At 70.4% G+C, this 13,769-nt stretch carries 10 protein-coding genes and 1 pseudogene; 4 read left to right on the forward strand and 7 right to left on the reverse strand.

Annotated features, from left to right (window positions below; translation table 11 throughout):
* Window positions 1–38: 38 nt before the first annotated feature.
* The 5 genes from MET9862_RS05240 to MET9862_RS05260 all read right to left on the reverse strand — a co-directional run bounded on the left by MET9862_RS05240 (window position 39) and on the right by MET9862_RS05260 (window position 6,894).
* Window positions 39–1,589, reverse strand: a complete 1,551-nt coding sequence (locus tag MET9862_RS05240; RefSeq protein ID WP_142582052.1) for an AMP-binding protein — start codon at window positions 1,587–1,589, stop codon at window positions 39–41.
* On the reverse strand, window positions 1,582–2,115 hold the full coding sequence (locus tag MET9862_RS05245; protein ID WP_142582053.1) for a (2Fe-2S)-binding protein: 534 nt from the start codon (window positions 2,113–2,115) through the stop codon (window positions 1,582–1,584). The genes MET9862_RS05240 and MET9862_RS05245 overlap by 8 nt, the downstream gene beginning before the upstream one ends.
* Window positions 2,106–2,942: an FAD binding domain-containing protein gene (locus MET9862_RS05250; RefSeq protein ID WP_142582054.1), complete on the reverse strand. Its 837-nt coding sequence runs from the start codon at window positions 2,940–2,942 to the stop codon at window positions 2,106–2,108. Before MET9862_RS05250 ends, MET9862_RS05245 begins: the two co-directional genes overlap by 10 nt.
* Window positions 2,939–5,905 carry a xanthine dehydrogenase family protein molybdopterin-binding subunit gene (locus tag MET9862_RS05255; protein WP_142582055.1) on the reverse strand — a complete coding sequence of 989 codons (2,967 nt, stop codon included), beginning with the start codon at window positions 5,903–5,905 and terminating at the stop codon, window positions 2,939–2,941. Before MET9862_RS05255 ends, MET9862_RS05250 begins: the two co-directional genes overlap by 4 nt.
* Before the next feature lie 134 nt (window positions 5,906–6,039).
* Entirely contained in the window at window positions 6,040–6,894 is an 855-nt protein-coding gene (locus MET9862_RS05260) for a helix-turn-helix domain-containing protein (protein WP_142582056.1), read from the reverse strand.
* A 427-nt stretch (window positions 6,895–7,321) separates the two neighbouring features.
* Between MET9862_RS05260 and MET9862_RS05265 the strand changes: the two genes are divergently transcribed.
* The 4 genes and pseudogenes from MET9862_RS05265 to MET9862_RS05280 all read left to right on the forward strand — a co-directional run bounded on the left by MET9862_RS05265 (window position 7,322) and on the right by MET9862_RS05280 (window position 11,703).
* Entirely contained in the window at window positions 7,322–8,686 is a 1,365-nt protein-coding gene (locus tag MET9862_RS05265; RefSeq protein WP_142582057.1) for an MFS transporter, read from the forward strand.
* A 30-nt stretch (window positions 8,687–8,716) separates the two neighbouring features.
* Entirely contained in the window at window positions 8,717–9,847 is a 1,131-nt protein-coding gene (locus MET9862_RS05270; protein WP_142582058.1) for an L-talarate/galactarate dehydratase, read from the forward strand.
* 26 nt (window positions 9,848–9,873) lie between these two features.
* Window positions 9,874–10,277, forward strand: a pseudogene (locus MET9862_RS05275) (hypothetical protein); the annotation flags it as partial.
* A gap of 289 nt (window positions 10,278–10,566) precedes the next feature.
* Complete coding sequence (locus tag MET9862_RS05280) at window positions 10,567–11,703, forward strand: HPP family protein (RefSeq protein ID WP_142582059.1); 1,137 nt, start codon at window positions 10,567–10,569, stop codon at window positions 11,701–11,703.
* 787 nt (window positions 11,704–12,490) lie between these two features.
* Here the strand turns inward: MET9862_RS05280 and MET9862_RS05285 are convergent.
* Both MET9862_RS05285 and MET9862_RS05290 read right to left on the reverse strand, forming a co-directional pair.
* On the reverse strand, window positions 12,491–13,198 hold the full coding sequence (locus tag MET9862_RS05285; RefSeq protein ID WP_142582060.1) for a class I SAM-dependent methyltransferase: 708 nt from the start codon (window positions 13,196–13,198) through the stop codon (window positions 12,491–12,493).
* A complete protein-coding gene (locus tag MET9862_RS05290) occupies window positions 13,195–13,653 on the reverse strand; it encodes an Rrf2 family transcriptional regulator (protein WP_142582061.1) in 459 nt (152 codons plus the stop codon). The genes MET9862_RS05285 and MET9862_RS05290 overlap by 4 nt, the downstream gene beginning before the upstream one ends.
* Window positions 13,654–13,769 lie beyond the last annotated feature (116 nt).

The raw sequence follows: 13,769 nt of genomic DNA on the forward strand, positions 1-13,769 counted from the left end.
TCTCTTCTCCGAATGGGGTGGGGAGGATTCAGGCCGGGTCAGGCGGCGGCCGTGGGTTCGTCCGCGGGCTCGCGCTGGTATTCGCCCGCCACGAGCTGGCGGCGCAGGAGCTTGCCGACCGGCGATTTCGGGATGTCGGCGACGAAGACGTAGGCGCGGGGCAGCTTGTGGCTCGGCAGGCCGGCCGCTCGGCAATGCGCGTCGAGGGCGGGGCCGTCGGTGGCGTCCCGGCGCTTGACGAAGGCGGTCACGAGCTTGCCCCAGCGCTCGTCGGGCAGGCCGACCACGGCGACCTCCGAGACGCTCGGATGGAGGGAGAGGCAGCTCTCGATCTCCACCGGAGAGACGTTCTCGCCGCCGGTGATGATCATGTCGTCCACGCGGCCGGTGACGAAGATGTCGCCGTCCGGATCGGCGAAGCCCGTGTCCCCGGTGAAGTACCAGCCGCCGCGGAAGGCCTTCGCGTCGGCCTCGGGGCGGCGCCAGTAGCCCTCGAAGGCCTCGTCGCCGCTGGCGATCACCGCGATCTCGCCCTCCTCGCCCGGAGCGGCGACAGCCTCCGGGTCCGCGGCGCCGAGCGGCACCACGCGCACCATGGTGTTGAGGCCCGCCCGGCCGGCGGAGCCGGGTTTCGTGGCGGCGTCCTGGTTGATCGTGAAGGTGTAGACCTCCGACGAGCCGTAATGGTTGACGAAGAGGTCCGGCCGGAACGCCTCGGTGAGCTTGGCGAGCAGGCCGTCCGTCATCGGCGCGCCGGCAAATCCGAGCTTGCGCACCGAGGCGGTGTCCGTGCCCGCGAAATCCGGATGGTGCACGAGGTCGTGGTAGAGGGTCGGCACGAGGTAGAGGTTCGTCACCCGCTCGGCGGCGATCAGGCGGAGCGCCCCGGCCACGTCGAAGCGCGGCAGGCAGATGAAGGCGCCGCCGATCAGCGACATGGCGATGAGCGAGCGCACCCCCATCGTGTGGTAGAGTGGCATGACTCCGAGCGTGCGCTCGCCGCGCGCGTAGAGATTCTGCGCCACGTGGGCGAGGGCGGCGGCGCGCTCGGCCCGGTGGCGGCGGGGCACGCCCTTGGGCTTGGCCGTGGTGCCCGAGGTGTAGAGCATCAGCGAGGTCGCTTCCGCGCCGACGCGGGGCTTGGCGGGGGCCGCCCCCGGCTGCGCGAGATCGGCGAAGGCGATCGTCCCGGATCCGGTGGTGTGGCCGACCGCGATGCGCGGCAGCGCCCGGGCGGCGGCGCTCGCCCGCACCGCGGCAGCCGAGACCTCCTCGTAGGCGAGCGCCTTCGCGTCGGAATTCTCGATCGCGAAATCGATTTCGTCGGGCTTGGCGCGCCAGTTGATGGGTGTCAGCACGATGCCCGCGAACTGGCAGGCCCAGTGCAGCGTCGCCGCCTCCAGCCTGTTCTGCAGCGCCGTGACGAGGTGATCGCCGGGCTCCAGCCCGAGCCGGCCGAGTCCCGCCACCGTCGCGGAGATCAGCCCGTACCAGTCGGCGTAGGTCAGCCGGGTCTCGCCGTCGACGATGGCGAGGGCCTGCGGATCGCGGGAGACGCTCGCGAGGAAGCTGGTGCCGAGGTCAAGCATGGGCCGTCTCCTCCTGGTTCGCCGCTTGAGTGGATTCGCCGCGCAGGATGGCCGCGGCTTCGAGCGCCGCCGCGACGATCGGGGCGTAACCGGTGCAGCGGCAGAGATGGCCGCCGATGACCTCGGTCAGTTCCGCGCGGCCCGCGCCGGGCCTGAGGCGCAGATAGGCGTCGAGGGACATCAGGATTCCGGCGGTACAGAAGCCGCATTGCAGGGCGTGGTGGCGCCGGAAGGCAGCCTGGAGCACGCCGAGGCGGCCGGGCTCGGGCTCGAGCCCCTCGACGGTGCGCAGGTCGCAGCCCTCGACGCCGACCGCGAGAGTCAGGCAGGCCCGGGCCGGCACGCCGTCGATCGCGACCGTGCAGGCGCCGCAGACGCCGTGCTCGCAGCCGACATGCGTGCCGGTGAGCCCGAGGCCGTGGCGCAGCGCGTCGGTGAGCAGCGTGCGCGGCTCGACCTCACATTCGGCGGGCGCCCCGTTCAGGGTAAAGCGCACGCGATGGCGCTGTTGCGCGTCTAGCTGCATCGGAGGCTGTCCTGTCGCGCTTGGTCCAGCACCCGGCGTCCGAGCTGACGCACGAGGTCGCGGCGGTACCGGGCGGTGGCATGGAGATCCTCGCCCGCGCCGAGTTCCCAGGCGAAGGCGTTCAGGGCGTCGTCGAGGGCGGAGCCGTCGAGGAGGGGGAAGTCGCGGGCGGTCGGCCGGTCGGCGACGCCGCCGACCGCGAGCCGCATGCGCCGGGCATCCACCACGGCGGCGCAGGCGACGATGGCGAAGTCGCCGTGGCGGCGCCCGACCTCGGCGAAGGCGTACCCGGTCCCCGCTGCGCGGGTCGGGTAGGCAATCGCCTCGATCAGCTCGTCGTCGCCGCGCTCTGTCACCATCATGCCGGTGAAGAAGTCCTCGGCACGCACGCTGCGGCGGCGCTTGCGCGAGCGGAGCCGAACCTCGCCCTCGAGCGCCACGAGACAGAGCGGGATCTCGGCGCTCGGATCGGCATGGGCGACCGAGCCGCACAGGGTGCCCCGCGCCCGCGTCTGGACGTGTCCGACCCAGGGGAGGGCCGCGGCGAGCAGCGGCAGGTCGTCGGCTAGGCCGGGCCGGTCGAGCAGGATCGCCTGGCGGACGCCGGCCGGGATCACGAGCGCGCCCCGCTCCGGCACCGGCTCGCGCAGGGCCTCGATCCGCATCACGTCGATGAGCATCGCGGGCTTGGTCAGCCGCATGTTCAGCATCGGCAGGAGCGACTGGCCGCCCGCCACGATCCGGGCCTCGGCGCCGTGCCGGCCGAGGGCCTCGAGCGCTTCGTCGAGGCTCGCCGCGCGGAGATAGCCGAAGGGTGCGGGCTTCATGCCGAGATCCCCAGTCGGGCGAGGAGGCGGCGCAGCCAGCCCGGGCCGCTCCCAGAGCCGCCCGCCCGCCGCGCGAGGGCCGAGAAGAAGCCGCCGATGATGACGCGAGCCGCCCCGTCGAGCAGGCGCCCGCCCACCGCCGCGACCTTGCCGCCGACCGCCGCCTCGTAGCGGTAGCCGATGCGGGTGCCGCCGGACCCGTCCGGTTCCAGGGTGAGGCGGCCGGTGCCGCCGCCATTACCGAGCGCCCCCGTCACCGAGCCGGCGAGCGTCGCCGCACGCGGTGCATCGAGGTCGGAGAGGCGGATATCGGCCTTGTAGCGGCCCTTCACCGGACCAACGCCGAGGGTCACGTCGGCGGTGAAATGGGTCTCCGAGAGCCTGCGCACGCCGTGCGCGCCCGGGATGACCGAGGCGAGGACATCCGGATCGAGCAGCATCGACCAGACCGCCTCGGGCGGAGCGGTGACCGCCGCCGTGCCCTCGCCGCGCAGGGTGCGGTCGCCCGGCTTGCCCACGGGCTGGGCCTGGGCGGCGAGGCCAGCGGGGGGCGCCGGCTCGTCGCGGCCGGCGGCGAGGCCCGCGAGCTTGGCCGGGGTCAGCGGCAGGTCGATGGCGTCGAGGCCGAGCGCATCCGCCACCGCGTTGGCGAGGCAGACCGGCGTCGACATGCAATTGCCCTCGCCGACGCCCTTGGCGCCGAGCGGCGTGAAGGGCGAGGGACTCTCCACGTGCAGGACGGTGAGGTCCGGCATCTCCGTCGCGGTCGGGAGCAGGTAGTCGGCGAGCGTGCCGGAAAGGAAGGCGCCGTCGTCGCCGTAGGCCAGTTCCTCGTAGATGGCCGCGCCGAGCGCCTGCGCGAAGCCGCCGCGCACCTGCCCCTCGACCATGCGGGGATGCAGGATGCGCCCGCAATCGTGCATGGTGACGTAGCGGTCGATTCCGATCTTGCCGGTGACCGGATCGACCTCGAGCCCGCAGATATCGAAGATGAAGCCGTGGCAGAGCGAGGAATTGACCGCATCCGCCTCGTCGGGCGCCGTGAGCTGCGGCGGCGTCCAGAAGGCAGTCTCGCGGATCGGCGTCCCGTCCAGGTCCGGCAGCAGGCCCGGGGACCAGTGGGCGGTCGCGGCAACGCGCGCGAAGGGCAGGAAGGCGTCCGGGTTCGCGCGGGCGCTGACGCGCCCGCCGGCGAAGACGAGGTCCTCCGCCCGCACGTTGAGTTGGGCCGCCGCCACCGCCGCGAGCTTGTCCCGCAAGCGCGTCGCCGCCTGATGCGCCACGCCCGCCACCGCGGCGGCGAAGCGGCTCGAGTAGTTGCCTGAGGCGATCGACCACGCGTCCTTGGCCGTGTCGAGATCGGCCGTGACCCGGACCTGGTCGAGGGCGATGCCGAACACGTCAGCCACCACCTGCGCCAGCACGGTGCGGTGGCCCTGGCCCTGCGGCACGGAGGCGACCTGCACGGTGACCGAGCCGACCGGATCGAGGGTGATGGTCGCGGTGGCCTGCGCCCCGTTCTTCGGACCGGCCTTGGCCCGCTCCGCGGCGGTGAGAACCGTGGTGATGTAGCCCATGTTCGAGACGCTGGGCTCGACCGCGGCGGTGTAGCCGATCCCGTAGAGCCGCCCCTCGGCACGGGCGGCGTCCCGGCGCCGGACGAGCTCGGCGAGGCCGCCGTCGCGGGCCGCCACGTCGAGGGCGTGCTGGTAGTTGCCCGAATCGTAGAGCGCGCCCGTCGCCGTCCGGTAGGGGAAGGCGTCCGCCGGGATCAGGTTGCGGCGGATCACCTCGAGCGGATCGAGGCCGAGCGTGACGGCGATGCGCTGCATCAGCCGCTCCAGGGGATAGTAGACCTGCGGGCCGCCGAAGCCGCGCACCAGCCCGGTCGGCGTCTTGTTGGTCAGCACCACCCGGTTGCGCATCCGCACGTGCCGGATCGCGTAGGCGCCGGTCATGTTGCCGTGCATCCGGTAGAGCGTGGCGGGCTCGGGCGCGCGCAGATAGGCGCCGCAATCCTCGATCTGGTCCCAGTCGAGGGCCGCGACCCGGCCGTGCTCGTCGAAGGCGGCCGTCAGCGTGGTGACGCGGTTGGTCGCCGAGACCGAGGCCGCGAGGTGCTCGAGCCGGTCCTCGATCCATTTGACCGGGCGCCCGGACTTGCGGGACGCGGCCGCGATCAGGACGGCGTAGGGCGCGACGCCCTGCTTCACGCCGAAGCTGCCGCCGGAATCGGGGGGCGTGCGCAGGCGCAGGCGGTTGCCCGGCACCTTCAACGCCCGGGCGACCACGGCGTGGATGCTGAACGGCCCCTGGAAGTTGGCGAGCACGTCGTAGCTGTCGTCGGTGGGGTCGTAGGAGGCGACGACGCCGTAGGTCTCCATCGGAGAGCCGGTGTTGCGCGGGTAGCGGACCGTCACCGACAGGGTATGCCGGGCGTTCGCGAAGGCCGTCTCGGGATCGCCGTAGCGGAAGGCGCGGTCGCTGACTTGGTTGGCGCCGACGCCGTCGTGCAGCACGGGTGCATCGGCCGCGAGGGCGGCGAGCGGATCGACCACGGCGGGACGCTGCCGGTAATCGACCTCGATCAGGTCGCAGCCGTCCTCGGCGATGTAGCGGTCCGTCCCCAGGACGATGGCGACCGGCTCGCCGACATAGCGCACCCGGTCGACCGCGATGGCGCGGGCATCCACCGCCGCGCGCACGGCCGGGACGAGGCCCGCGGTGATGTCGAGGAGGTCGCGCCCGGTGAGCACAGCCGCCACGCCCGGTAGCGCCTGCGCCGCGGCGGCGTCGATCCCGAGGATGTCGGCGTGGGCGTGGGGCGAGCGCAGGATCGCCGCGTGCAGCGTGCCCGGCCTCGTGCCCAGATCGTCGATGTAGCGCCCGCGCCCCGACAGCAGGCCCGCGTCCTCGACGCGCTCGACCGACCGTCCGACGAACGGGATGTGCTCGATGCCCAACGTTCGCTTCCTCGTCCAGGGCTCTTGCTGGCCTGGTCCGAGCAGGATGCATCGCGTCAGGGGCGGCGGAGGATCCCGTCGCGTCTCAGGACTTACCCAAACGTCTCAAAAACGCCGCCGGCGCGCGGCGGCGCTCAGGCGAGCAGCGGCAGCCCGCCGCGGCGCACGATGCCGCGGAAGACGCTCGGCGGAACGCCGACATGGTCGCGGAAGAAGCGCGAGAAATGCGCGGGCGTGGAGAAGCCGAGGCCGAGCGAGAGATCCGTCAGGCCCTGATCGGTGCCGACGATGGCCCGCACCGCGCGCTCGACCCGGATGGCGTTCTTGAACACGTTCGGCGAGGCGCCGGTCGTCTGCTCGAACAGGCGATAGAAATGCGCCCGCGAGAGCCCGACCTCCCGGGCAAGCGCATCGATGCCGTCGCCCGTCCCCGGCTCCGCCCGGATCCGGGCGATGGCCCGCTGCACGCGCCAGTCCCGGCTCCGGCTCGCCGCCCGCAGGGAGGCCCCGGCCTCGCGCCAGGCGGTGAACCGCTCGATCAGGGCGATCATCAGCCCGGGCAGCAGGGTCTCGCGGATGTGGTTCGAGTCCGGCGCGTAGACCATCTCGGCTGCGAGGTCCCGGGCGAGCTGCCTGATCCGAGCCGTGATGAGGCCGACCGGCTGCTCGAAGAAGCCCGGGGCGCCGCTCGCGGCCCAGTTGTTGCGGAACGATCCGAGCCAGGCCGGCTCGACATAGAGCGCGAGGATCATGGCCTTGTCGCGGGCCGGATCGTGCAGGTAGGCGTGCGTCTCCCAGGCGTTGACGAGGACGGCCTGCTCGTCGGTGAGGCGGACGACGCGCTCGCCGACCAGAAACTGCGTATCGTCACCCTCGACCTTCAGCAGGACGTGGCAGTGATGATGCGCGTGCCGGACGAGGCCGCGGTCCATGTCGAGCAGGACCACTCGGCCGAAATCGCCATGGGCAATCTCGAGAGCTTCGGACATCCGTTCCGAATACCATACCGCCCGAGGAGCAGCCAAACGCATCCCTCCGCTCAGGTCTTTCCTCTCGCGGGCGCAAGGATCCATCTGGATTCCGGCACCCGGCGGCGTCTCGCCGCCCGACGCTTCGCCTCGGTGGACGCGCCTGCCGCGATCCGGCTGTGCCGGATTCTGGGCGCATGTCTCGGGACGTTTGGAGCACCTCACACCATTCCCGGCGGCTGTCCTGCTACGCGCCGGTCCATGGTGAGGTCAGACTGCGGAGCAGCGTCCCGAAGATGCGAAAGGCAGGATTGATGCTCGTGCCGCAATAAACAATCCAAATTTGGCGTTGGACAGCGATACGGGGCTGTTCCACCGATCATGCCGAACGAAGGTCTGCCACCGCTCGCATGAGCGCTGAGACGGGCCTCGGCATCGGAGGAACGCGATGGCTCAAGCAGGGCACGGCTTGAAGAAGACCAATGTCAGATACCTCATCCTGGCACTGATCTTCCTCGCAACCACCTTCAACTACGTCGACCGCGCCACCCTGTCGGTGGCCGCCCCTGCGATGCGCGGCGAGTTCGGCTTCGACGCGATCACGATGGGCCTCGCCTTCTCGGCCTTCGGCTGGGCCTACACGGCGATGCAGGTCCCCGGCGGCTGGGTGCTCGACAAGTATGGCGCCCGCCTCGTCTACGGTATCGGCCTGATCCTGTGGTCGGCCTTCACGATGATGCAGGGCCTCGTCCACGTCGTCTCGTTCACCTTCCTGGCGCTGTTTGCGCTGCGCTTCCTGATGGGCATCGCCGAGTCCCCGGCCTTCCCGGCCAACAGCCGCCTGACGGTGATGTGGTTTCCTACCAAGGAGCGGGCCTTCGCGACCTCGATCTTCCAATCGGCCCAGTATTTCGCCTTGGCCGTCTTCACCCCGGTGATGACCTGGATCCTGCATGCCCATAGCTGGCAGGCGATCTTCTACTGGGCGGGCGGTGTCGGCATCGTGCTCGGCGTCGTCTGGCTGCTCTACGTCCATGAGCCGCGCCACCACCGGGGCGTGAACCAGGCCGAGCTCGACTACATCGAGGCCGGCGGCGGCCTGCCGAACATGGGCGACAAGCGCGACCGCATCCGCTGGTCCGAGGTCAAGGCGCTCATCAGCAACCGCATGATGATCGGCATCTATATCGGCCAGTTCTGCCTCACCACGATCACGTGGTTCTTCCTGACGTGGTTCCCCACCTACCTGCTCGAAGCGCGGGGCATGTCGATCCTCAAGGTCGGCCTCGTGGCGGCGATCCCGGCAATCTGCGGCTTCCTCGGCGGACTCGCGGGCGGACTGTGGTCGGATTGGATGCTCCGGCGCGGCTTCAGCCTCACGGCGGCGCGCAAGCTCCCGATCATCGTCGGCCTGCTGTTCTCCAGCACGATCGTGCTCGCCAACTACGTCCAGTCCGACGTGTTCGTGATCGTGGTGATGAGCGTCGCCTTCTTCGCCAAGGGCATCGGCAATCTCGGCTGGTGCATCGTCGGCGATGTGTCGCCCAAGCAGATCATGGGCGTCAGCGGCGGCATCTTTAACCTCTGCGGCAACCTCGCCAGCATCGTCACACCGCTGGCCATCGGCATCATCGTCAAGGAGATGGGCTCCTTCGACCTCGCCCTCGTCTATATCGGCGTGGTCGCGCTGATCGGCGCCCTGTCCTACCTCGTCATCGTCGGGCCGCTGAACCGCCTTGAGATCCGCAGCGACGAGCGGGCTGCGGACAAGGCGCCCGTGCTGCCGCGCGATGTCGGCGCCGCCCGGGCCTGAGCGCCGCAATCCCAACCTCTGGAGGACATCATGGCTCAGGACACCGTCACCGGCATCCGCCTGCGCTCGGTCTATCTGCCGCTCAAGACGCCGATCAGCGACGCCAAGGTGCTCACCGGCCGCCAGAAGCCGATGACCGAGATCGCGATCCTGTTCTGCGAGGTCGAGACCGGCGACGGTCATCGCGGCCTCGGGATCAGCTACGCGAAGCGGGCCGGCGGGCCGGGGCAGTTCGCCCATGCCTGCGAGATTGCGCCGGCCCTTCTGGGCGAGGATCCGAGCGACATCGCCAAGGCCTGGGACAAGCTCGCCTGGGCCGGCGCCTCGGTCGGCCGCAGCGGCCTCGCCGTGCAGGCGATCGGCGCCTTCGACGTCGCGCTCTGGGACCTGAAGGCGAAGCGCGCCGGCCTGTCGCTCGCCAAGCTGCTCGGGGCGCAGCGCGATGCGGTCCGCTGCTACAACACCTCCGGCGGCTTCCTGCACACGCCCCTCGACGAGTTGCTGGTGAACACCGACCGCTCCCGCGAGAAGGGGATCGGAGGCATCAAGCTGAAGGTCGGGCAACCGGATTGGGCGCTCGACATCAAGCGCGTCTCCCGCGTGCGGGAGCATCTGGGCGACGCTTTCCCGCTGATGGTCGATGCCAACCAGCAATGGGACCGTCCGACCGCGATGCGGATGGGCCGGATCTTCGAGCAGTTCAACCTGATCTGGATCGAGGAGCCGCTCGACTGCTACGACGCTGCCGGCCATGCCGCGCTCGCCGCCGCCCTCGACACGCCGATCGCCACCGGCGAGATGCTGACGAGCGTCTCCGAGCACTGGGACTTCATCCGCCAGAACGGAGCCGACTTCCTGATGCCGGACGCGCCCCGCGTCGGCGGCATCACACCCTACCTGAAGGTCGCGACGCTCGCCGAATTCGCGGGGCTGACGATCGCGCCGCATTTCTCGATGGAACTGCACATCCATCTCGCCGCCGCCATGCAGCGCGAGCCCTGGGTCGAGCATTTCGAGTGGCTGGAGCCCCTGTTCAACGAGCGCCTGGAACTGAAGGACGGGCGGATGCTGGTGCCGACGCGCCCCGGCCTCGGCATCAGTCTCAGCGAGCAGGCCCTCGCCTGGACGCGGGACTCGGCCGGGTTCGGAAGCCTCGGCTGATCCGCGGCGCTCGGATCCGGCTGCCGGGTCGGGGTACGGGCCCCGGCCTGATCATGATCTACGGCTTCGCCGAGCAGTCGGGTGGGCGGGTGCGCATCTCGTCCGAGGTCGGGCAGGGCACGGCCGTCTGTATCGATCGCCCGCGCCATCACGGTGCGGCGGAGGAGGCCGATCGGCGCGCGGCACAGGCCCTGGCGCCGCGCGCCGAACAGGGCGAGACGGTGTTGGTGGTCGACGACGCGCCGGCCGTGCGGATGCTGGTGAGAGAAGTTCCGGAAGATCTCGGCTACGCGGCGCTCTCATCACCGGCTACGCGGAGACTGCGGCGGTGGGCAACGGCCATCTGGAGCCCGGCATGGCGGTGCTGACCAAGCCCTTCGCGGTCGAGACGCTCGGGGTGCGCATTCGCGAGAGGCTTGGGACCGGTTGAGGCCGAGGGCGGACGGCGACGTCCGGAGGCCACGACCCGTCCGCGCGGCCGGACTCCGACATCGTCCGGGGCCGATGCCTTTCGAGCCTGGGCAGGATGCGGTCCAGCGGCTGCCCGCCCAGGCCCGCGTTGCCTCGATGGCAGGCATCCTGCCTCTGCGCGTTGCAATTTGAGCCATGATCCGTCTACGAACGTCTGGTATGCCAGTGTTCTGGGCCGGCGAACGGAGCGTCTGCCTGTCGAACAGGCGCCTCCGGCATCGGTTCGGGCGAGCGAGGGACGCGCGCGGATGTCCAAGACCGTCAGCCCTGAGCAAGCCGGCAAGGCGTCCGGGTTTCGCCTGTTCAGGCCGATCCTGGCGGGCGCGACCCTGCGGGAACGCCTGATCGCGTGTCTCGGGGCGCTGGTCGGCATCACGCTGACCGGCCTGATCTGTGGTCTGGTCTTCGGCCAGGGACCCCACATCCCGCTGATCGTCGCACCGATGGGGGCCTCGGCGGTGCTGCTGTTTGCCGTACCCGCGAGCCCGCTCGCTCAGCCCTGGTCGATCATCGGCGGCAATACGATCTCCGCCTTCATGGGCGTGCTCGCCGCACATTTCATCCCGAACCCGGTCGTGGCCATCGGCGTCGGGGTGTCCCTGGCCATCGCCGCGATGTCGCTCACCCGCTGCCTCCATCCGCCCGGCGGCGCCGCTGCGCTGACAGCGCTCATCGGCGGTCCGGCCGTCACCTCGGCCGGCTTCCTGTTCCCCCTGTTCCCGGTCTGCGTGAACTCGGTGATCCTGGTCGCCCTCGGCGTCGCCTTCCACAGGCTCTCGCGCCGGAACTACCCGCACGTCCCGGTCCCGGCACCGGTCAACACGCACGGGACGGGAGACCTGCCCGCGCCGCTCCGGGTCGGCTTCAGGCCCGAGGACGTGGATGCGGCCCTGGGCGAACTGCACGAGACCTTGGACATCGACCGCGCCGACCTCGACCGGCTCCTCCGCCAAGTCGAGCTTCACGCGCTCGTCCGCTCGCAGGGCGAGCCGACCTGCGGCGCGGTCATGTCGCGCGATGTCGTCACCATCGGGTTGGATGGCAGCATCGCGCGGGCGCGGGACCTCCTGATCGCGCACAACATCCGGACGCTGCCCGTCGTGGACGGGGGTGGCCGGCTGGCGGGCACGCTCGGCCTGCGCGAATTGACGCTGCACGGCGACGGGGGCATCGCGCAGGTGATGTCCGAGGCGCAGACGGCCGGGCCGGACGAGCCCGTGGTCGCGCTCGCCGCCTCGCTGTCCGATGGCCGCACCCATGCGGTGGTCGTCGTGGACGCAGAGCGCCGCATCCTCGGGATCATCACGCAGACCGACCTGCTCGCGACTCTGACGCGTCTTCTGTCGGCCAAGGCCCTCGCGCGTCCCGACCCCGTCGCCGCATAGGCGGTCGCCGCAGCCCAAACGGAGATGCTCACCCGAACCCGCAACGGCGCGGTGCGCCGTCTCGGCTGTTGGCCCGGTTGTTGCCAGGATTCCCGCAATCCTGGCGCAGCCAGGCCCACGGGATTGATCCGATGCAAGATGGGCCGCTTCTCCTCCACCTGCTGCACGCCGCCTTGATGGCGTCGAGCATGATGCTGACGTGGCAGGTCTATCGCCTTCGCAACAAGGCGGAGTAGGACCGATTCCGGCGAGTGATACGGAAGCCGCTTGATCAGAGCGGGCTCCGTATCACCAAGCCCGCGCGGCGCTTGAGCGAAGCCCAGATTCGCCATCCCGAAGGGATCAACCGGATTTGGTATGATACGGGCTTCGCTTGATCGAAGCAGAGCCCGTATCGGAAGCCCGCGCGGCGCTTGAGCGAAGCCCAGATTCGCCATCCCGAAGGGATCAACCGAATCTGGTATGATACGGGCTTCGCTTGATCGAAGCAGAGCCCGTATCGGAAGCCCGCGCGGCGCTTGAGCGAAGCCCAGATTCGCCATCCCGAAGGGATCAACCGAATCTGGTATGATACGGGCTTCGCTTGATCGAAGCAGAGCCCGTATCGGAAGCCCGCGCGGCGCTTGAGCGAAGCCCAGATTCGCCATCCCGAAGGGATCAACCGAATCTGGTATGATACGGGCTTCGCTTGATCGAAGCAGAGCCCGTATCGGAAGCCCGCGCGGCGCTTGAGCGAAGCCCAGATTCGCCATCCCGAAGGGATCAACCGAATCTGGTATGACGCGTCTCACGCTCGCCCCACCCAACCACGCCACGTGAAGGCGGCGAAGAACGGCTCGACATCGCGGAAGCCGCCGCTCCGCAGGATGGCTTCGTCCTGATCGGGGTCGAGCGCCGGGAGGTTGGCGTCGACGGCCGCCCGGGCCCTCATCGCCTGCTCGGGATCGGCTCCCGATGCCACCGCATAGGCCTCGTAGCGCGCAAGCCAGCGCGCGCGGCTTCCGGCTCCTTGCGGAAAGCTGCCATGCGCCGCGACGAACGGGGCGCCCGGCCGCAGGCGCCGATGGATGCCCCGGACCGTCTCCTCGCGTGCCCCCGCGTCGAGGAAGTGCAGGGTGAGGAGGCAGGTTGCCGCGTCGAAGGGGCCAGCCGGCGCGTCCTCGATGTAGCCTTCGACCAGGGTGACGCGCGCCATCAGGGGGCCGAGCGTCCGCTCGGCCTGGCGGAGCATCGCCCCTGCCGGGTCGACGCCGACGAGGGTCCAGCCAGGATGGGCCTCGGCCAGGGCGCGCAGCTCCAGGCCGCCTCCGGCACCGAGAACCAGGACCCTTGCGTCGGGCGGGGCGCGCTCGGCGAGCAGGATCCCGGTCATCCGATGGAGCGCCTCGAAGCCCGGCACGAAGCGGCGCGGCCCGTCGGCATATCGTGCGGCGGCCTCCGGGTCGGAGAAGGCCGCCACGAAGTCCAAAGGCTGCGGGTTGGCGCTCAGCGTCATCTGTCGGAAAGCTCCTGTCCACAGAGGCCACGCTCGGCCATCCGCGCATGGAACTCGGCACTGAGACGGCCGAGGGTGATCTCGCGCAGCCGCGCGAGCAGCAGGGTTTCCGCATCCCGGAAGGCGCTCGCGAGGGACGCGTTGACCGCCTGCTCGACAAGGCAGCTCGGCGCTTCGCTCCGGTGGCCCATCGCGAAGACCTCCGGTGAGCCCAGGGCGACGTAGACGTCGTGCAGGGTCACGCGGTCGAGGTCGCAGGCGATGGTCCAGCCGCCGCCATGACCCTTCCCGGAGGCGACGAGCCCGAGATCGCGCAGGCCTGCCATGATCCGGCGCACCACGACCGGATTGGTCCCCATCGCGGAGGCCAGTCGCTCGGATGTCACCGGTCCATCCGCCTCGGCCATGTGGAGAAGGACGTGGAGGACGCCCGACAATCTGCTGTCCCGTCTCATGCAGCAAATCATGTTGCATGAGACGGGATGCTGTCAATCGGCATCCGGATCACGCGATCGCCGAGGTCCCGCGCGTCAGGCCAAAGCGGACGAGGTCCGACTCGGAGTTCTGCGTG

It is taken from the genome of Methylobacterium symbioticum, from assembly GCF_902141845.1.
In the GTDB taxonomy this organism is placed as follows: domain Bacteria; phylum Pseudomonadota; class Alphaproteobacteria; order Rhizobiales; family Beijerinckiaceae; genus Methylobacterium; species Methylobacterium symbioticum.